Annotated in this window: 16 protein-coding genes; 8 read left to right on the top strand and 8 right to left on the bottom strand. The window is 51.0% G+C overall.

All coding sequences use genetic code 11. From position 1 onward, the window contains the following. The first annotated feature begins 43 nt into the window (after positions 1-43). Genes H144_RS0130165 through H144_RS35235 form a run of 3 tightly spaced genes read left to right on the top strand, consistent with a single transcriptional unit; the run spans position 44 to position 749 of the window. Entirely contained in the window at positions 44-349 is a 306-nt protein-coding gene (locus H144_RS0130165) for an ArsR/SmtB family transcription factor (RefSeq protein WP_019945868.1), read from the top strand. 12 nt (positions 350-361) lie between these two features. After that, entirely contained in the window at positions 362-478 is a 117-nt protein-coding gene (locus H144_RS35240) for an alcohol dehydrogenase catalytic domain-containing protein (protein WP_019945867.1), read from the top strand. Positions 479-506: 28 nt separating this feature from the next. Further along, a complete protein-coding gene (locus H144_RS35235; RefSeq protein WP_374754605.1) occupies positions 507-749 on the top strand; it encodes a zinc-binding dehydrogenase in 243 nt (80 codons plus the stop codon). On the opposite strand, the gene H144_RS0130150 is transcribed toward H144_RS35235, so the two are convergent. Continuing rightward, positions 736-1,077, bottom strand: a complete 342-nt coding sequence (locus H144_RS0130150; RefSeq protein WP_019945865.1) for a winged helix-turn-helix transcriptional regulator — start codon at positions 1,075-1,077, stop codon at positions 736-738. The two genes, H144_RS35235 and H144_RS0130150, sit on opposite strands and share 14 nt — an antisense overlap. A gap of 101 nt (positions 1,078-1,178) precedes the next feature. Here H144_RS0130150 and H144_RS0130145 point away from each other — a divergent pair, with 101 nt between their 5' ends. Then, positions 1,179-1,922 carry an SDR family NAD(P)-dependent oxidoreductase gene (locus H144_RS0130145; protein ID WP_019945864.1) on the top strand — a complete coding sequence of 248 codons (744 nt, stop codon included), beginning with the start codon at positions 1,179-1,181 and terminating at the stop codon, positions 1,920-1,922. 81 nt (positions 1,923-2,003) lie between these two features. Here the strand turns inward: H144_RS0130145 and H144_RS33655 are convergent, their stop codons facing one another. Further along, the gene (locus H144_RS33655) at positions 2,004-5,222 is read right to left on the bottom strand and encodes a T9SS type A sorting domain-containing protein (protein ID WP_020647656.1); all 3,219 of its coding nucleotides are present in this window, start codon (positions 5,220-5,222) and stop codon (positions 2,004-2,006) included. A 48-nt stretch (positions 5,223-5,270) separates the two neighbouring features. Continuing rightward, a complete protein-coding gene (locus H144_RS0130135; RefSeq protein ID WP_157505254.1) occupies positions 5,271-5,507 on the bottom strand; it encodes a hypothetical protein in 237 nt (78 codons plus the stop codon). 134 nt (positions 5,508-5,641) lie between these two features. On the opposite strand from H144_RS0130135, the gene H144_RS0130130 reads away from it, so the two are divergent. Then, positions 5,642-6,871 carry an exo-beta-N-acetylmuramidase NamZ family protein gene (locus H144_RS0130130; protein WP_019945862.1) on the top strand — a complete coding sequence of 410 codons (1,230 nt, stop codon included), beginning with the start codon at positions 5,642-5,644 and terminating at the stop codon, positions 6,869-6,871. Between the two features lie 47 nt (positions 6,872-6,918). Here the strand turns inward: H144_RS0130130 and H144_RS0130125 are convergent, their stop codons facing one another. Further along, a complete protein-coding gene (locus H144_RS0130125) occupies positions 6,919-7,143 on the bottom strand; it encodes a hypothetical protein (protein ID WP_157505253.1) in 225 nt (74 codons plus the stop codon). Between the two features lie 476 nt (positions 7,144-7,619). On the opposite strand from H144_RS0130125, the gene H144_RS0130120 reads away from it, so the two are divergent. Then, positions 7,620-8,498 carry a DUF808 domain-containing protein gene (locus tag H144_RS0130120; protein WP_033403504.1) on the top strand — a complete coding sequence of 293 codons (879 nt, stop codon included), beginning with the start codon at positions 7,620-7,622 and terminating at the stop codon, positions 8,496-8,498. On the opposite strand, the gene H144_RS0130115 is transcribed toward H144_RS0130120, so the two are convergent. Beyond that, positions 8,495-9,268 (bottom strand): hypothetical protein, encoded by a 774-nt coding sequence (locus H144_RS0130115; RefSeq protein WP_019945859.1) that lies wholly within the window; start codon positions 9,266-9,268, stop codon positions 8,495-8,497. The genes H144_RS0130120 and H144_RS0130115 overlap by 4 nt on opposite strands. Before the next feature lie 21 nt (positions 9,269-9,289). Between H144_RS0130115 and H144_RS0130110 the strand changes: the two genes are divergently transcribed. Then, positions 9,290-9,619, top strand: a complete 330-nt coding sequence (locus H144_RS0130110) for a hypothetical protein (protein ID WP_019945858.1) — start codon at positions 9,290-9,292, stop codon at positions 9,617-9,619. A 160-nt stretch (positions 9,620-9,779) separates the two neighbouring features. Here the strand turns inward: H144_RS0130110 and H144_RS0130105 are convergent, their stop codons facing one another. Both H144_RS0130105 and H144_RS0130100 read right to left on the bottom strand, forming a co-directional pair. After that, a complete protein-coding gene (locus H144_RS0130105) occupies positions 9,780-16,082 on the bottom strand; it encodes a T9SS type A sorting domain-containing protein (RefSeq protein ID WP_019945857.1) in 6,303 nt (2,100 codons plus the stop codon). Positions 16,083-16,637: 555 nt separating this feature from the next. After that, positions 16,638-17,390 carry a helix-turn-helix domain-containing protein gene (locus H144_RS0130100; RefSeq protein WP_019945856.1) on the bottom strand — a complete coding sequence of 251 codons (753 nt, stop codon included), beginning with the start codon at positions 17,388-17,390 and terminating at the stop codon, positions 16,638-16,640. 398 nt (positions 17,391-17,788) lie between these two features. On the opposite strand from H144_RS0130100, the gene H144_RS0130095 reads away from it, so the two are divergent. Continuing rightward, on the top strand, positions 17,789-18,367 hold the full coding sequence (locus H144_RS0130095; RefSeq protein WP_019945855.1) for a transcriptional regulator: 579 nt from the start codon (positions 17,789-17,791) through the stop codon (positions 18,365-18,367). Positions 18,368-18,407: 40 nt separating this feature from the next. On the opposite strand, the gene H144_RS0130090 is transcribed toward H144_RS0130095, so the two are convergent. Continuing rightward, on the bottom strand, positions 18,408-19,223 hold the full coding sequence (locus H144_RS0130090) for a mechanosensitive ion channel family protein (RefSeq protein WP_019945854.1): 816 nt from the start codon (positions 19,221-19,223) through the stop codon (positions 18,408-18,410). Positions 19,224-19,467: the final 244 nt, after the last annotated feature.

The following is a 19,467-nucleotide window of genomic DNA, read 5'->3' as shown; positions in this document are numbered from 1 at the left end:
ATAAAAGCTTGTAGGCATTTAGGAAATTTCCTAAATCTGTGTCATGATACTATTGGACGTCATAAAGGCATTGTCAAACCAAACGCGGTTGAATATTCTTGAATGGTTAAAAGATCCGTTTGCGCATTTTCCTGCCGAGGAACTGGCCGATTATACGCCGGAATTGGGCGTGTGTGTCTCTGATATCGCCAGGAAAGCGGGGATGTCCATCCCTACGGTTTCTGTCTATTTAAAAACAATGTCGTCCGCGAATATTCTGACCGCCACAAGGAAGGATCAGTGGACCTATTACAAAAGAAACGAACAGTCGATCCAGCAGTTAGCAAAGCATATTCAGGACAGTTTGTAATTTTTTTGATCGGTGAACCCGCTCGACTACCAGGTCCGCCGCGGGGATTATCAAAATGAATTGACTTTACCCGTCATTACCGGGCAGGATGTATCCGGTGAAATCGTAGAAGTCGGTCAGGGTGTGTAAAATTTCAAGGTCGGCGACCAGGTTTATTATGCCCCTGAAATCTTCAAGGGGCAGGGAAGTTATGCGGAATATCACTGCGCCCACGAGACAGAACAGAAATAAACTGAACGAACTGACAAAGCTGGCAGAGTCCGGAAAATTGAAGCCTGTTTTAACCAAAGTTTTCCAATTGCCGGAAATAGGCAAAGCGCATAGCCTGCTGGAATTCAAAGAAGGCGATAAGGATTTTTACGGCAAAATTGGTGTGGAGATCGCAACTAATCGCCCATGACCACCTGCCGGTGTTTCGTTCCCCACGCCGCAAGGCCATGAATAAGGTCCTGCAATGACCAGCCGTATTCCGTCAGGTTATACTTCACCGTCACCGGCTGCGTGTCGAGGACTGTCCTTTTGATCAGCTTGTTCATTTCCAGCTCTTTGAGCTCTTTGCTTAACTGCTTGTTTGAAATGCCGTCGAGATCGTTCACGATGTCCGAGAACCTTCTCTGGTTATAATAGCACATGGATGAAAGGATGGAAATCTTCCATTTTCCGCTCAAAACGTCCATCGCGTCGTGGATCGCCATGATATCTGCTTTGTGACATACTTGCTCCGCCATAAGTTACCTGGTTACCTGGAATATACCGTTACTTTTGGTAACTAAGTTACTACAATAAATGTTCCTGACATAGTTTTGTAGCAAATTAAAATCACAGAGCAATGAATTTCACAAACAAGAATGTAGTCATATCCGGGGGAAGTCAGGGGATCGGCCTTGCCACAGCCAAAGCATTTGTTCAGCAAGGAGCCCATGTGCTGATTACCGGCAGGAACCCGGAAACTTTGCAGAAAGCAGCCGAAGCGATCGACAATCCTAACTTGCAGACGCTGGCAGCCGACACCTCGAATTTGAACGGGATTACAGTCCTGGAAAAATGGGTGGTGGAAAGCGGCAAAAAAGTGGACGTCCTGTTCCTGAACGCGGCGATCGGCGTGTACGCCCCTATCCAGCATGTGACGGAAGCCGATTTCGATGCGCAGTTCAATACCAATGTCAAAGGGCACTTTTTTACCTTGCAAAGGCTCATACCGCACTTGGCTGAGGGCGCTTCCGTGATATTTACCTCATCCGGTGTTGCAAGTGCCGCGGGTATAGCGAGCAGCGTATATTCTGCCACGAAAGCCGCATTGAACAAGATTGCGGATATTGCAGTCAATGAGCTGGCCGAACGCAAGATCCGGGTGAATATCATCAGCCCCGGCCCCATCCAGACGCCCGGGCTGCTGACCGTCGCTTCGCATGAGGTGCAGGATTACCTGGCATCGAGAAGCGCCCTGCAAAGATTGGGAAATGCAGAAGAAGTGGCGAACACCGTGTTGTTCCTGGCCTCCGACGCGGCCGGCTACATCAACGGCGCCGATATTGCCGTCGACGGCGGTTCAATCCAGTATATGCTTAAATAGCAGTTTTTGGCTTCGAATTTAAAAGACAAATCCCTGCAAATGAATCGTTTGCAGGGATTTACTCTTTTAAAAGCCTTATTACTAGGGCAAAAACAACTTACGCGTCACCACGCCCCGCTCCGTCTGCACCCGCACCACGTGTAGGCCCGCAGACGCTCGCGAAAGGTCCAGCACAGCCGCCGCAGCGTGTGCCACCACCCTGCCTGTAAGGCTATAAATGGTCACCTGACTGATCACATGGTCTGTCTTCACATGCGCCTGACGCGCCGCGTCCGCCCATACGGTCACATCCAGCTCAGGCTCCCGCACACGTACGGCGCGTACACCCGACAGTTCGGTAGTACCATCGAAATCCACCTGGCGCAGGCGGTAATAGTTCAGGCCGGTTTTGGGTTCGGTGTCCTGGTAGGCGTACTTCTGTACGACGGCCGTTGTGCCGCTTCCTTTTACAAACCCCAGCTCTTCCCATTGCAAGCCGTTGCTGCTGCGCTGGATGTAAAAACCCGCATTGTTGGTTTCGGCCGTCGTCTGCCATTGCAGCTGCACGATATTTCCGGCCGCGCGGGCTGCGAATGCAATGAGCGTGACGGGCATCGGATCTTCGTATTGGAGCTTCACCGCGTTGCTGGTGTACACGACTTTCCATTCGTCGGGAAGGCCCGCAACCGTCTCGAAAGTACCGGTAATAGCCGTGGCGGTGAGGAGCGTAACTTCATCGCCCTTCACCGGCATGTAGGTCGAGGCCAGTTTTAAAGTACCCGACAATGCGGCTGTGCCCTGGACGATGATCTGGTCGAAATCGGTGCCGGCTGCCGTAATGCCGTTGACCTCTATTTCCAGAATCCCGTTGCCGAAAGCCTGGTCTCCCACGAAGGTCATAATCCCCGGTGAATAGCCCGGCGAGACCGTGCCGCCTGCATTGGTAAAGCCGGCCGCTGCAATCTGACCGGTACCTTTGAGAATGCCATCGATACTGTTGGTGAATGCGCCCGTGCCTTGCTGGGTAATGAATGGCTGGATGGGGCTTAGCTGGCCAACGGTAATGCTGCCTGCATTGTTAAAAGTATTATTCTCCGCAAAAATGCCCTGTTCCGTCCGGTCCACCTGGATCACCCCTGCTGCCTGATTGGCAAAAGCAGCCTGGTTACGGATACCGTAAGTGCCCGCGTTGGTCATCGAACCAATGGTGATGCTGGCCGCATTCGTGAATGTCCCGTTGAAATTGCGGAGCGCGGCGAGCGAAGTACGGTCGATCCCAATGCTGCCGCCTGCGTTGTTATTGAATTCGGCTTCATTGAAAATGCCGTGCACGCCCGTGGCCTCGCTGGCACCAATGCGTACGGCACCGGCATTGTTGAATTTGGCGATGGAATAGTTGTATAGTCCGGTATCGCTCGCGCGGTCGATGTGAATCCTGCCGCCTGCATTGTTATGGAATGCGGCGCGGTTAACCAGCCCGTAAGTACCCGGACTTGCCTCGCTGCCAATGGTCAATTCACCGTCGTTTGTAACCGTCCCATCGAAATTAAGTAAGCCGTTCGCCGTCGTCCGGTCGATTTTCACGACACCATTTGCATTGTTTTTCAACGTCCCGCGGATGAAAAAGCCGTAGGTGGCTGCGTTGGTGGCTGAGCCTATGGCGACGACGGATGAATTGTCAAACAGGCCCGACGGATGAATCCATATCCCATAACTATCAGAATACCCGACATTCACACTCCCGGACTGATTGTTGAATACGCCCTGCACTACCAGCGCATAAGTCCCAACCCCGGCGTTCTCGCCGATGGTCACGGTCGACTGGTTGTTGACCCTTCCAAGTGCCACGTTCAGGCCAACGGCAGGCGTACGATCGATCACGAGCTCGGCCCCGGGCATGTTATTGAAAGTACCTCCCCAGGTCGTAAAACCATCGCCGCCCATCGGCGCATTCAGGCCTCCGATCGTTATTTTCCCCTCGTTGGTGTTAAAACCGGCACACCGGAAGCCCATTTTGCCGGTACGGTCAATCCTGATGTGGCCTGACGGAGCATTCAGTATGTTGCCCCCGTCGACACCGTAATCCGTCAGTTTATCCGCTGCATCTTGCGAGCCGATCACAATGCTTCCCTCGTTGACGAATTCGCCGTAGTAGTTGGCCAGGCCGCTTTCGGTCGCCCGGTCAGACATAATGACCCCACTGGGAAGGTTGTTGAACCGGATTGCCGGCCCTGTGACAATCGCCGGATAATTCACCACCCCCCAAACACCGGGAGAAGCATTCTGACCCACGGCAATGGTGCCCGCGTTGTTGAAAATACCCGCGCCGTGCGTGGTACCCCGCTTGCTCGTGCGGTCGACCCGGATTACCCCACCGGCATTGTTGTCCGCATTGGCCTGGGTTGAAAGCCCGTACAAGCCCACCGCCGCCGCCGAGCCGATTACGATCTCACCCGAATTACTGAAACTGCCCGACGAATGCAGGAACGCCATTTGCGAAGTACGGTCGATCTTGATGGTCCCGCCTGCCTGCTGGCTGAACTCGGAATGATTTTCGATGCCGAGTTGACCCACGTCGGCCGCGGCCCCGATCACGATGGCCGCAGCGTTGGTGAAGGTGGCGTGTATAGATTTTGTTTCGTCGGCATTGTTCATGAGCGCCCGGACCGAGGAGCGGTCGATGCGGATTTCACCGCCGCTGTGGTTGAACACCGCGTCGTTCCAGATGCCGCTCAGCCCAACCGCCTCGCTTCCGCCGATAGTCATGTTACCCGCATTGGTCAATGTCCCGGATGCATTGAAAAGACCGGTGTCGGTACTTCTGTCGATACGGATGGCCGAGCCGGCTTTCGTCTCCAAACTACCCTGGTTGACAATCCCGTAGCTCCCTACCCCGCCCACATCGCCGATGGTAAGTTGCCCGCGGTTGACGATGCTGCCCTTGTTGTTCAGGGCGGTCGTGAAACCAAATGTAAATGGCTCACTGTACGGCGCACTGCCGTTCAGCGAAAGACTGCCCCCCGCATTGATTTCCAGCGAAGCACCGGTTTCGATGAGTACCGAGTTTGCCGCGATCGCCTGCCCCGGTCCGATTACCGGATCGTTTGTGCTTACATCCGGGATAACGATGTTCGCAGTGCCGTCGGGCAGGCCGGGTGTCCAGTTGGCGGCATTGTTCCAGTCACTGCTGGCGGTGCCGGTCCAGGTGCTCTGCGCCTGCGCCGCCGCGAGGGTGAGCAACAGCGCAGGCAGCAGGATGGGCAGCCTCCGCAGGACCGCGAGTGGCAAAGCAGCGGCCATATGGTATAGGTTGAAGGTCATAGGATTGAAAGGTTTTGGTTTATAATCAAAAACAGGTCTCATGCGGGGTCAGAACAATGTGTAGCGCTTTTTGCAGGTCTCGCATTCGTAGCAATCGGGCCTGATCCTGCCGAACGAAAGTATTTTCGCCAAACAGCCCAGGATACAGCGTTTGTCGGACACGAGCAGGTTTCCGCCGCAGGCTTTGCAGCGGATGCCGAAAACAGTTCGTTTAATGATGATTTTGTCCAGATCGAGCAGGCCCATAATGAAGCCAAATGTGGCCCAGAATGTGCTTCCGGACAAAAAACAGGGACGAATGTGCGTCAGCCGGGACGAACGACGGAAAGTTTGGGAACAAACCTTGCCGGGTTATTTCCCAACATTCTATAACTTTCAGGCCTGACCAGGAATGGCAGCGATCAACCACAGCCCTTGAAATGACGAAACTTATTGTAATTCTTTTCTGGACGGTCCTGTCCGTCGGCACCATCGAATGCACCGCACAAACCGCATCTTCAACGCAACGCAAAGCCGGCGAGCAGGGAATTATCACCGGTGCAGACCAGACCGAGGAATATTTACCGCTTTTGAAAGGAAAACGAATTGGCCTGGTCGCGAATCAAAGTTCCATTATCGGTACGAAAAGCAGTGTAGACAGCTTGCTGAGCCTCGGTATCCGGGTGGTTAAAGTGTTCGGGCCGGAGCATGGTTTCCGTGGAAATGCGAGTAACGGAGCCGTGGTTAAAAACGAAACGGACGCGAAAACCGGTCTTCCGATCATTTCTCTATATGGAAAAAACCAGAAGCCTACGAAAGAGCAACTGGCGGATATCGACTTACTTGTATTTGATATTCAGGATGTTGGCTGCCGTTATTATACCAATATCAACACCCTCGAATATGTAATGGAAGCGTGCGGGGAAAACGATAAAGAACTACTCATTCTCGACAGGCCTAATCCGAACGGATACGTCGTAGACGGGCCGGTTATGACGGACGACCGGTTTAAATCCGCCATCGGCATCCATTATACGCCCATGACGCACGGCATGACGATCGGCGAATTTGCCCAATACCTGAACGGTGAAGGGTACCTGCCGAAAAAATGTAAAATCAGGATTGTCAAGGTCGCGAACTATGACCACGATACGCCGTATGTGCTGCCGGTCAACCCATCGCCTAATCTGAATACCCCGCAAGCCGTTTTGCTTTTCCCCAGCTTATGTATGTTTGAAGGGACGGCCATCAATGAAGGCCGCGGAACTTACATGCCATTTACCATTCTCGGGGCACCCGCATTGAAAGGTAAATATTCATTTTCTTACAAACCGGTCGGCATTCCCGGAATGAGCGAGCGGCCGAATCATAAGGATTCCGTGTGTTACGGGCTCGACCTTCGGGAGTACGATATCGCCCCACTTCGCGAAAGCCGCCAGATCAACCTGGCCTGGCTCATCGAGCTGTACAATGCCTATCCGGACAAAGCCCATTTCTTCGCCCCCGGCAGGGCCAACCAGGACATATCCGCCTTCGACCTCCGCATAGGAACCGATCAACTAAGGAAGCAGATCATCGCCGGCGTGCCGGAAGCGGAGATCAGAAAAAGCTGGGAACCCGGACTGCAGCAATTTAAGGATATCAGAAAGAAGTATCTTCTATATCCGTGAGGAATGTCCTGGCTGCGGGTAACTTCCGGGCCACTACCCTTTGCTTATCACCCGCCCGGTTTCGGATCACGATTGCCGGCCTTCAACCTGGTGTCTTCTTTTTGTCCGGAATCCTCTTCAGGCGAAGTCTTCCGGGCATTGGCTGCCGGATCATTGGGCTGTTCCCCCACATCCTCGCGGCCGGCCTTCGAATATGTACCATCCGGGTCGTTGTCGTAAACTTCATTTACGTTTTTTAGCCGCTTTTTTGCTTTATCATCTGTATTTCCCATGATTTCCATGTTTGTTGTTTGAAGTAAATGATATCAAAAACCTTGTGCCAGCAAACCAGGCGCTAGTGGGCAACCGCTTTATTGATACCATTGCCGCCCGTGTTGCCTTGCCATGGTATCCCATGCCGGGAGCAATCCGTTGGTTAATGCGCATCACAGTCTGAGAGGCGGGCCGACGACTTTCAGTCCATTGGCCTCGAATACCCTACGGTGAGACTACATCTCTCTTTGCCCACCAGAAATTCATACGCACCTTCGATAACATAAAAAATCAATATGGAGGGAGCTAAACTGCATTCATCGAATTTAACAACGGCAGGTTTGTCGCGTATTACCATTGACCAAATTTAACGTGACGGGCGAAGCAGCGGGGAAATAAATCGTACTTCTGAGGCCATATGCTTGTAGGAACGATTCTTGGTTACGTACTTTGGCCTTCCTGCGCTGGCAGGCTTTGGATTGCAAATACTATATAAATGGCATCAGGATTTTTCGCAATACTCGACGATATAGCTGCATTAATGGACGATGTTGCGCTGGCTACGAAAGTGGCTACCCGCAAGACGGCAGGAATTTTAGGAGACGACCTGGCGGTGAACGCAGAAAAAGCAACCGGATTTCTGGCGGAAAGAGAGCTGCCAATCCTGTGGGCAATTACGAAAGGGTCATTGATAAATAAATTGATAATCGTACCGATCGCCCTGCTGCTCAACGCGTTCGTTCCCGTGGCGATCACCTACATACTTGTGCTCGGAGGATGCTACCTGGCTTACGAAGGCGCAGAAAAAATCATAGAATTCTTCGCAAGACCCAAACATCGGCCGGCTGCGACGCAGGAGGAGCAGCCGGTATCTGCCGCGGTGCAGGAGAAAACAAAAATTAAGTCGGCGATCACGACGGACTTCATCCTCTCGGTCGAAATCGTCATTATCGCACTTGGGGCCGTTTCGACCCAACAGTCGATGATACAAATCATCACCGTGTCCGCAGTCGCATTGATTGCGACAGTGGGCGTTTACGGCATTGTAGCGCTCATTGTCAGGATGGATGACCTCGGTTACGGCCTGATTCGCAGGACGAATAATGCCGGTCCGCTTGCAAAAGTTGGAAATTTACTTGTTGCCGCGCTACCGGTTGTGATCCGTTTCCTGGGCATTGTAGGAACATTGGCCCTCCTGCTTGTTGCCGGCGGAATATTTACTCACAATATCCATTTCCTGCACGACCTTTACCCCGGCCTGCCGGCCATCATCAAAGAGTTTGTCCTTGGATTGGGCGCCGGACTGCTCGTTGCCGCAATCGTAAGCCTGTTCAAATGGCTGGCGGGGAGCTTCAAAAAACCGAAAGCAACCTAGTAGGTAAACTGAATTTTTCCGGGAGGAAGCGCGCAAAGCAGCGGATTGTTAACCTTCGTTTCCTGTGTCAGCAACCTTCCCTGGTCGTCATACGACTTTTCGATCATGGCGAGCAACTCCCTTGACGCCGTGAGGTATTCGCCGATCTGCCTGCGGTTTCCCGAGAATTTGTGCTCAAAAGTCCTGTTCGCCTTATTGCTGGCATCATACCATGTTTCGTGGCTCAGGACATCGTTTTTGTAGCGGTATTCCACGCGGTACATCAGTTTTCCCTCGACGTCATACCATCTTTGCCCACTCTTTTTTCCATTCGCATAGTCATACGATGTAGACCTGACCGGCATTTTAGTCCCCGACGAATTGGGGAAATTGTAGCTTCGTTCGACTTTCAGCAACCCGGCTTCGTATTCAAATTCCGTTTCAGTGTAGCGGACCCAGCCGTTCTGGTTGTTTTTTATGTACTCCGTTTTCGAGACCAGCATCCCCGAAGGCGCGTACACGAATTCGCTGTACTGATATGGGATCCAGCTCCCCCCGGCAGCGCGGCCGAAGTTCTCGATGCGGCTCAGTTTGCCCTGGGAATCATACGTGTACCTGTCCTCGCTGGATAGCGTCTTGCAATCGGAATCCCCGCAATAGGTTTTTTTCAGGGCAGGGGCGTCGTCATTGTAAGACGCCAATGCAGGTTCGATGCCAAAAATCGACTCGTCGTCTGAGCCGCATGCCAGCCAAAGCGTGGCAAAAAGAAGTGCCAGTAGATTTCCTTTCATGATTGACGGGTTGTAGTTCCATTGATTGACATCCCTTGGCACGAATTAGTTGTAACCGACCGCCATTTCAGAATCCCGCTTTCCGTCAACAAGTATTCGTACGAAGGTGTATTTGACATTCATTTCACCATAGACACCGATGGTGTTCCCGCGATCGACAGCATTGATTTTAGCAGAATGAAATCCCGGGCAAAGCGTATTTCCGCCGGCCACCTCAGGGAGGTACAGAGCGACATCCGGACCGAAATGGACCGTGTCTTCGACCGGATTCCCGAATGGACCCCCGCCACCGTAAATGGCGTGCGGATTTCCTATCCCTTCAAATTGCCTTTCTCGGTGTATTTCGACTAAGGCCCAATGCCATTAAAAGTCGCATTTTTGCCCAAAAGGGTGGTATCCCTGACAACGAATATAGTGCGGTAGAGCGTAGTGAAAGGCTATCAAATGGTTAATAAAAAAAACAGTATCCGAAAACTTCGGATACTGTTTTTACTTACCCCAGCACACTTTGTTATTTCACTACAAATGTCTTGCTGTGACTCTCGCCATTTGCGTACACGATCCTGACCACATACAGGCCTGCGCGCAGATTACGGATATCCAGGCTGTCACCCGACTGGTTGGCTTGCATCACTTCCACGCCGGCGACATTGTAGATCGACACCTTGTACGTGCCGGCATGCGGCAGATTGAGTGACAATCTTCCATTGACTACCGGGTTAGGGTACACGGACAATGCACCTTTCACAACGTCGAACCGGAGTGCCACGACAGAACTATGCGCATAAGTTCCATCGAGATCGATCTGCTTCAGACGATAGTAGTTGGTACCCGCCATCGGTGACGCGTCTTTGAAATCATAGCTCAACGCACCCTTGCTGTTACCACCTTCGGTTTGGTTTTCCACAAACCCGATGACATGCCAGCTGCGTGCATCTGCGCTGCGCTGGATCTCGAAGCCCTTGTTATTCGCCTCTTCGGCAGTAGCCCAGGCCAGATTGGCTATGCCACCTTCCTTAGCTGCCTTGAAGTAAGTAAGCGTAACCGGCAATGCCGTTTCGGAGGTCGTCGATAGGTACACGAATGAAGAAAGTGAAGAAATGTTATGGAACTCCACGTAGTTCACCCCATCCTCCACGCCGCTCGCGTTAGGTGTCAGCTGGACGGCCTTGCTTGCGTCAAGCACGCCGGAACCGTACACATTCGCGATGACGTCTTCCGCTGATCCTTCATACTTGAACCATGCGTTCACCTGAGCGCCCGGAACTTGCGTAGCAGCCAGTTCGGATGCGCTGTAATAGATCCGTACTTTGGCTCCTGTGAATGGAGTAGCGGAGCTATTGGTAATCGATGCAATGCGCGGCATCAGGCTGGTCGTTTTGGTGCCATCCGTGTAGGTTACGCCTTCGGGGGTAATCTTCACCGTGAGGTTATTGAGCACGTCTGCAGGCAGACCCGACGTTGCGAGCAGTTTCAGCGAAGCGTCGGCGCTATTGCGGAAGTAGGTCCATGCGCCGGTACCGCAGTTGTCGTTGTACTCGGTGGTTTCCTCCACTACCGCCGGCAGATACACGGTGCCCGTGGTGATCGGTGTTACCTTGCCGAATGTGAAGTAGCTCGCGCCATTCGGGAAGCTGTGAGTGGCTTCATAGTCTGTGCCATTCAAAGTTACGGGTACCGCCGTCACGTTGGACGAAAACGCAGCGTCGGACGCGAACAGGATCACATAACCTGCGCACGCGTCGTTGGCCAGCGTGGTAGTACCTACCGAAGCTTGCGGGAAACGTATCAGCAACTCACCGGCCACATTGGTGTTCTGTACTTTCCAGATACGGTTCATGCGGCGCGCGTTGTTGGCGCTGCCCTCATATTCGAATGCGGTGTAAGTACCGGCCGTGTTGGTCATCGCCTGGGTATTGCCGTTATCACCCCATACGAGGAACTGCCCGTCCGACAATGTACCGGTATTGGCAGCGTTGGTCGCGGCGATGTCCCCCAGCCCGATGATCACCTGGTTGTTGGTGTTGGCATGCTGGCTGCGGCTTTGCTTCTGTTCCAATGCAGAAATGAAGTCCTTACCGATACCCGCCACATTGGTGTAATAGCCGCTGTTGGCTGCTGCATCCCAGACTACTGTGCCTGCCGACGTGGTGTAATTGTTTGTATTACTAAGCGTTACACCGTACTTAATAGCCAGATAAGACTCAACTTTATTTTTTTCGGCTGCACTATTGTTGCCATTGCCGTAAATAACCACTTCACCTATGTGTCCGATAAAGCCTGCATTGTCGCTACCATTACTTGAAAACTGGGTAGAACCAATTGCATGCCCACCAGTAACCGGACCGTTCGCCGTATGAGGGGACGAAATAGCGGTTGCTGCACCATTCAAGCCTTTTCCGCTTGTTGTGTTTGTGAAAGTGTTATACATGATACTAGGACTGCCTGAGGCATAGTTGACACCCGGGTTTGCGAAATAACTTGCATTACGGCTAGCGTTGACACGCTCGAGTGTCCCATTTTCATTCAAGCCAATCCCATCCCAATGCCTGATGCCTCCCGTGGTTGTGACATTATCTACCAATGAACTAAACACCCTCGAGTTGGCCCCACCAGAATTTAAATTCTCTTTCGTTAAAGTATAGATGTCGAAATTTAAGGCTGTAACTGTTTGTACATTCAAATTCCCCAAAGCCTGTGCACCTGCCGTATAGTTGATTCCAGGGTTGAAATTAAAATAAGTAGCCTCGCCATTTTTTAACTTGGGCAAAGCATTCTCACCCAACTGTGCAGATATGGTACCCGATGTGAAGTCGGTCCATGAGTTGACATCCGCCCCGTCACCGCTGGCGTCGGCAAACTTGTCAGCCCGGTACCAGTAGCTCAGGTTGTTGGTTACACCACCCGGTGCCTGGATAAATGCGGCAAAGGTGAAATACTGGCCGTTCGCTATTGTGACATCGGCGTAGGCATATTCTATCCCGTTCACAACCTGGCTGTTCTCCATCGCTGTTATTACGTCCGATGCATCGATGGTTGCATCCCCGCTTTGGATCAGCTTCAGGTTGGCATACCCCTTAGGCCATGCAACCCTTACCGTCCCAACACCGTTCGTATTTTGAGCTTTCCAGATCGATGCAAAGCGGTAGTTGACATCACCGATTCCTGCGATAGCAACCGTTGGCGCTTTTGCGAGATTGTTGTCACCCCAGATCAGGTATTGACCGTTGGAAAGTACACCTGTGTTGCCGGCATTTGTATTATCCAGACCTGTGGTACTGATCAAAACCTGCCTGCCGGGGTTGGTGCTCCATGACTGCTTCTGATACAAGGAACCCATGTCGTCACGGGAAATACCTGCAATGTTGGAATGATAGCCATTGTTGGCGGCATTTGCCCACACAACGCCGGAAGATGAGTTGACATAATCTTTTGTACCCGCGGCGTAGGTTGTGCCATATTTGATCGCCATGTAGGTTTCAACCCGATTCATTTCATCCTCGGAAAGTCGTTGCTCAAATACAACCACTTCGTTCAACTGCCCATTCAACGCGCCATGGTTGTCGTCCTGGCCGATTTGAAAATCCCGGGAAGCATTGTTGATGACGGCGTTCTGAATCTGGTTGGTACCGGAGAAAACGGTGCGGTTGCCATTTAATGACACGGTAGCGCCTGCATAAGCCGCGGTGCTGCCCTCACCATTCTGCCATCCGGACCCGATGGTAAAGTAATTTTTATTCACAAAACTATTACCACTTAAACCCTGATAACCCGGCCCTCCTGTAAAGAACAACAGATTATAGCTACCACCCGAAGGATAAGTGTGCAACCCGGGATAATCCATGGAAGAATGGAAGCCGGCAAAGCCAACATTTTTTAGGCTGTTAAGATACCCTGCCGCATAAATTGAACCATTTGCCCGATCTATCACATTTACCCCTGTGGGAGCGGTGTACCGCATCCACTGGCTGCCGGGGAATGTAACTGTTGGATTAAAATTGGCCAGCGTTGTGGTGTTCGAGAACGTTGGTCTGTTTCCTGCGCTCGCCTGCACCAGATTGTATCCGGTGCCTTTGTATTCATTCCATTGTTGCAGGGACTGTCCATCTGCTGCCACGGTTGTGCCCGCGTCAGAAAACTGCTGACCTGCTGCATCTGCCCGATACCATGCCGCCGAAGCTACATTACCTGGTCCGGAAACGAACCCTGCGAAAGTGAAGTATTGACCATTACTCAGGGTTACGTCGGCGTAGTTATAAGAAACACCATTTACAGATACTGAATTGGCGGTCATATCTGTTCTGGCGTCCGTATCGTCGATGGTAGCGTCGTTGCTTTGAATAAGCGTAAGTGCTGGAATTCCCGACGGCCATGCCACACGCACTGTTCCTGTATTTGCCGTATTTTGTACTTTCCAGATGGCCGCAAAACGTAAATTCAATGTGGGGACACTGGCAAAATTAAACGATGCGGAAAGCGTCTTAGATAATCCATTATCGCCCCAGATCAAATACTGTCCGTCAGCAAGTGAAGTTCCGTTTCCAGCATTCGTGTCAGTGAGGCCGGTGGTCGAAATTATAACCTGCTGCCCTTTATTTACGCTGATACTTTGCTTCTGATTCAATGCGGATGACTCATCACTGGCTATACCTGCCACGTTGTTGTGATAGGTACTGTTGGCGGTCGCATCCCACGCAACGTTCCCATTGGAGTTCAGATAATTTACACCTGCCGGCAATGTAATACCATATTTGATGGCCAGATAGCTATCTACCCGGTTTCTTTCGGCCGCAGTCAAATTTCCGCCACCATAGATAACCACTTCTCCAATATGACCGGTGAAGCCCCAGTCATCACCCCCGGGAGGATTGGTACCTCCGTTGGAGCCGAAAATATGCCCGCCGGTCATCTGCCCTCTTGCCGAAACATTATATTGTGTACCCAGGCCCGCACCGTTCACGCCCTTCCTGACAGAAGTATTGGTGAAAGTATGGTACATGATACTTGGTATAGTGGTAGAAAATGCAATGTTACCCGGATTTGTAATGCCCAGTCCACCACCCGTGCTGTTTCGGGTAGCTATGTTGCCGCTGGCATAGAGTCCGGGCTGATCCCAGTTGGCACCGCCGAATGAGGTGTTATTCATACCAATGTTGAAATACCTCGTTCCGCTCATTCCTTCTTTGGTCAGCGTGAAAATATCGAACGATGTATTTTCCAAAGTTCGGGTAGTAATGTTCCCCAACATTTGTTGGATTGCAGTAAAATTCACACCCGGATTGAAATTGAAATAGTTTGTTGCGCCCTGTTTGAAAACCGGAACCGGCGCTGTTGCAATTTTACCGGACACAGTCCCTCTTGCAAAATCCGTCCAGGTCGTAACATTGCTACCGTCGCCTCCGACTTTCGCTAAGCCTTCATCCGCACGATACCATTGGGTCAAACCTGTGGTGACACCACCGGGGGCCGGCACTTTGGCCGCAAATGTAAAATACTGACCATCGGCCAGCGTCACATCCACGTAGTTATAAACGACGCCATTGATGGTAATTTCGGCCGTCAAAGGTGTCAGCACATCTCCTGCACCGATAGTCTGATCGCTGCTTTGGATCAGGCTGAGACTTTTAAGACCTTTTGGCCAGGCCACACGAACTGTACCCACCGATCCTGAATTCTGCACTTTCCAAATCGCCTGAAAATGATGGGATACCGACGGAAATGCAGTGGTAGATACGGTTGGCACTTTGGCCAGGCCATTGTCGCCCCATATCAGATATTGCCCTGCGTTCAGCGCTAATGAGTTACCTGCGTTCGTATTCGTTAAGCCCGTAGTACCGATCAGCACTTGTTGTCCGGGGTTTGTGCTCCATGATTGTTTTTGCTGCAATACGCCATCGTTGGCGATACCCGCAACGTTGTTTTGTAAACCTGCATTTGCGGAAGCGCTCCAAACCACGTTACCCGCCGAATTTTTATAATCCCGCGTTCCGTTGGCGTAAGTGGTTCCGTATTTGATAGCCAGGTAAGTCTCGACCCGATCCATCTGGTCCGCCGTCAGCTTATCCTCAAATACCAGTACCTCATTCAGCTGGCCGCTGAATGCGCCGTAGTTGTTGTCGGCCCCGATACGGAAATCACGCGCGCCGGTGCTTAGATTGGCATTGTAGAGCTGGCTACCGTTGTAGTCGGTACGTGTACCGTTGAGCGACACGGTCGCGGCGGCGTACGATGCATTCGTACCAGCGCCGTTCTGCCATCCCGAGCCGGCTGAAAAGAACATACCAGCGGTGTAGGCAGCGGCACTCAATCCCTGGTAGCCCGGCCCCCCGGTGAAAAACAGCAGCTTGCTGTTGCTGCCAAAAATATGCAGGCCCGGATAGTCCATCGATGCATGAAATCCGGCAAATCCACTCTGCTTCAATTTGTTGACATAGCCGGCGGCATAGATGCTGCCATTTGCCCTGTCGATCAGGTTCACACCCGTACCCGCATTGAATTGCAGAAAGTCGTTACTGCCGTCGAAAGTGACGGTGGGGTTAAAATTAGCCAGCGCGGAGCTGTTGGAAAAAACCGGCCGTGCGCCGGCCGTGGCCTGGATCAGGTTTCTGCCTGTCCCGCCTGCTTCATTCCATTGCTGAACGGTGGTGTTATTGGACGCGGCTGTGGAGCCTGCATCCGAAAATACGGAACCGGGAGCGTCGGCCCGGTACCAGACCGCCGGCGAAACCCCTCCGGGTGCCTGCGCACGTGCGCCAAAGCACGTAAGCATTGCAGAAGCAAGTGCGATGGCGGCAACTTGTACATTTCGTTTCATAAAATAGTTTTCAATTGTCCATAAATGGTTTACACTTCTCTCCTTCTTTTGTTATTTATTCATAATCAGCACGTTAAGTTGAATGGATTGATTTTGGATTTTTTGGGCATGGCATTGCCGGCCGGGAGGATATGCTCGCCCCGAAACGGGTCCATTGCCCCGGTCCGATTCAGTTACGCGGTCTTATCCAACCGGTGCGAAATCGTTCTGCCTGTTGTCAGGAAATGAAAATGACATAGTGTAGCATAGCGCAGCTAAGGTTTCCCGGATCGTTTACCGTGGAATTAATTCTAACAGTGGAGGTATTTTGAAATATTTCTACGACAAATGTCCAAACTTAATTCGATTGAGGCAGGTGGAAATCTTAGCTAAATAGTAGGCTTTTCTTGTCAGAAAGGTGTTCGGGAGAACCCCGAATGAGTTAAAAGAGCATACCATCAGCCAACGGTACAAATCAGGCCTCCCGCAAATCCGGGAGGCTGATCTTCTTACTCAACGTCGGCCGGAATCCGGCAAAGGCTTAGTGTGTATATTAGTGTAGTTATCGGGCTTATTTCATTTAGTGCCTCGTTTCACTTCCGCGGGCGTTTTTCCGAAAGATTTTCGGAATTCCCTGCTGAAATACTTGCTATCCTCATAGCCTACGGCGGCAGCCACTTCATTTACGGGATAAATTCCTGTCTCCAATAATTTCATAGCCCTTTTCATTCGAATTGTCTTAACGAATATGTTCACAGTGATGCCCGTATGCAATCGGAGCTTACGATAGAGAACGGAAACACTAATGCCAATTTGGAATGCCATTTCATGGACGCCAAAATCAGGATCGGCTATATTTTCAAGGACGAGTTGTTCCAGTTTTTTAAGGAACTGGTCGTTCAATTCCTTCGATTCGGATTGAGACGACATCTCCTGTACCACTTTACCACGCATTGCATCGCGTAGCCGAATCAGGTTTTCTATTTTTAATCCCAGCGCATGGCTATCGAATGGCAAGGAAATATAATCATCCGCACCGGCTCGAAGCCCGTCTATTTGCTGCGAAACGGGTCCCAGTAAAATGACGGATGCATGGCTTGTCGTTGCATCAGACTTTATTTCCGCACAGATCGACATCCCGCCAACCGACGAACTGGAAATATCACATATGACCAAATCGGGTTTTAATTGCCGCACCAGTGAGAGACCTTCTGCACCGCCATTGCTTTCTATTACATGGAAGTTATTCCCTGCTATATCCCGCCCCAGATTGTGTGGATTAATACTATTTTCAATAATCAGGATCAGCCTCCTGCCTTCCGAATTCATAACACGATCTAGCGCAATAATTTGTGATACCGACCATCGCGACTTCCCGTCGGATGGTCACAAACATACCGGACAGCTGATTCGCATTCAACGCATTACTGCTCAAAACAGGCCAGAAACACGAAAATCCTACCAGATAGGCAAGATTTTCTACCATTCCGAAAGGATACAAATACCGGGAGTCTAGCGCAGTTGAGGCCTGCTGCAAGATCTGCCGGAAAGCACTGTTTGTCTTAAATGTATTTATTTATCCCGCAAAAAATAACCGCACCGAAATGACAATTATCTCCCCCCTGTATCTGAAAATAAAGCGACAATTTGGGCCTGATAAAATCGACGGATATCCACCATTGATCTGATCACCGCGACATCGTTCATATAAATACTATTGCAGGAAAATGAAAAGCCATCTCACCGAAGAAAAATATCAGATCATCATTGTAGATAGCCGCCCCATGTTCAGATCGGGCATCAAATCCGCTATGCAACCAATGATGCCCGGATGCACGTTTTCAGAATTTGATTTACTTCCCGATCTGTCAATGGAGAGCGCCGTCGAGTGTTATACCTATTTTTTCCTCAGGGCCGGGGATATGTCCAACAAAGTAATTATCAGCGCTATTAAAAAGATCAGGTCGGTATACTTGAACTGCAAGCTTATTCTTTTTGACTACCAGCATCAAATTGGCAACATCATCCATTTCTTCCGGGAAAAAATCGATGCATACTTACCCGATGATTTCGGTGATCACGAACTCAACGATTGTATCAAATCGCTGGCCTCAAACCGCCTATATGTCAATATGCAAATTACGATCGACCTGCTCATTACAACACCGCGGGTTTCTCAGCGAAAAAAAAACACTTTGATGCCGGCAGAAATGAAGGTGGCCAGTTTGCTGGTGAGCGGCCTGAGCCAGTCCCCCGTCGCGAAGAGATTGGATCGGAAAATCCCGACGATCAGTACGATCAAATAAAACATCAAAAAAGAGTTTTGACATGATAAATGGCGTATTGTCAAAGTTGCCGTAAAGCCACGCCAAGCTCGGCTGGTTTTGGCGGCTGTACATTATCCAACCCGAACTGGCGGCTTACACCTTCATGGACGAAATAATAGGTATCCCAATAGGTGCTGCTGCAAGTCCAGACACGCACATCAAAAAAGATGGCGTTTTCTGTAAGTTTGGTAACGAAGATGTCGTGCCCCCTGTCCTTTAAAGCTGATGGACAGGATTTTACGACAATGTCCAGCGCTTCCCGAATTTTGTCAACACCATTTTGACTACCCGCAGCAAATACCATATCCACCCGAATTTCCCCTTTGCCGGAAATATTGGTAATAGGTGATGTAGAAAGCGATCCGTTGGGCAGGATGATCGTCTTATTATCAGGCGTCACCAGGACAGTATTGAATATCTGTACGCCTTCCACGATTCCGGTGAAGCCCTGCGCGCTGATCAGGTCGCCGACACGGTAGGGTTTGAAGATTAAAATGAGCACCCCGCCCGCGAAATTGGCCAGACTACCTTGAAGGGCCAGACCAACGGCCAGTCCGGCTGCACCCAGCACGGCAACAAACGAGGATGTCTCGATTCCGACAATGCCAGCAATCGAAAGTAGTAACATGACGTTCAGCAGCACCACCAACAGCGAGTTCAGGAATGGTTGAACGTCCTTGTCGACCTTGCGTTTCTCCATGAATCCGCTCAGCAGCGAGCCTACCTTGCCAATAATCGCTCTTCCGATAATGAAAGCCAGTATCGCCAGTACTATTTTGCCCCCGTATGCCGTGGCCAGCGCCCATACCTGGGCCTTTAAAATTTCGAGATCCATTTTCTAACGTATTAAAAGTGATGCGCCGTTGCAGGCATTTGCTATTGTTTGGGTTTTGTTTTGTCCAGTCCGGTGCCGGTATGAGTGACCTGATTACGTGCGGTGCTTTTCGTCGGTGCAGATTCCCTGGACTTTTGCCGCTCGATGTAGCACATAATGAACAACAGACTGATGAGCAGATAAAGAATGGTTTTCACAAATAGGTTTAAAATAAATATTGAGCGCTTTTCCATGATCAGGGCAG

It is taken from the genome of Dyadobacter beijingensis DSM 21582, from assembly GCF_000382205.1.
In the GTDB taxonomy this organism is placed as follows: domain Bacteria; phylum Bacteroidota; class Bacteroidia; order Cytophagales; family Spirosomataceae; genus Dyadobacter; species Dyadobacter beijingensis.
Note: the sequence above shows the minus strand (reverse complement) of the source record. Positions and strands in the feature narration are given on the sequence as shown.

Bases quoted from the DNA above. Each gene is read 5' to 3' on its own strand.
- H144_RS0130165 (WP_019945868.1), top strand. From the start codon at position 44: ATGATACTATTGGACGTCATAAAGGCATTGTCAAACCAAACGCGGTTG.
- H144_RS35235 (WP_374754605.1), top strand. From the start codon at position 507: ATGCCCCTGAAATCTTCAAGGGGCAGGGAAGTTATGCGGAATATCACT.
- H144_RS0130150 (WP_019945865.1), bottom strand. From the start codon at position 1,077: ATGGCGGAGCAAGTATGTCACAAAGCAGATATCATGGCGATCCACGAC.
- H144_RS0130145 (WP_019945864.1), top strand. From the start codon at position 1,179: ATGAATTTCACAAACAAGAATGTAGTCATATCCGGGGGAAGTCAGGGG.
- H144_RS33655 (WP_020647656.1), bottom strand. From the start codon at position 5,222: ATGACCTTCAACCTATACCATATGGCCGCTGCTTTGCCACTCGCGGTC.
- H144_RS0130130 (WP_019945862.1), top strand. From the start codon at position 5,642: ATGACGAAACTTATTGTAATTCTTTTCTGGACGGTCCTGTCCGTCGGC.
- H144_RS0130125 (WP_157505253.1), bottom strand. From the start codon at position 7,143: ATGGGAAATACAGATGATAAAGCAAAAAAGCGGCTAAAAAACGTAAAT.
- H144_RS0130120 (WP_033403504.1), top strand. From the start codon at position 7,620: ATGGCATCAGGATTTTTCGCAATACTCGACGATATAGCTGCATTAATG.
- H144_RS0130115 (WP_019945859.1), bottom strand. From the start codon at position 9,268: ATGAAAGGAAATCTACTGGCACTTCTTTTTGCCACGCTTTGGCTGGCA.
- H144_RS0130105 (WP_019945857.1), bottom strand. From the start codon at position 16,082: ATGAAACGAAATGTACAAGTTGCCGCCATCGCACTTGCTTCTGCAATG.
- H144_RS0130100 (WP_019945856.1), bottom strand. From the start codon at position 17,390: ATGAATTCGGAAGGCAGGAGGCTGATCCTGATTATTGAAAATAGTATT.
- H144_RS0130095 (WP_019945855.1), top strand. From the start codon at position 17,789: ATGAAAAGCCATCTCACCGAAGAAAAATATCAGATCATCATTGTAGAT.
- H144_RS0130090 (WP_019945854.1), bottom strand. From the start codon at position 19,223: ATGGATCTCGAAATTTTAAAGGCCCAGGTATGGGCGCTGGCCACGGCA.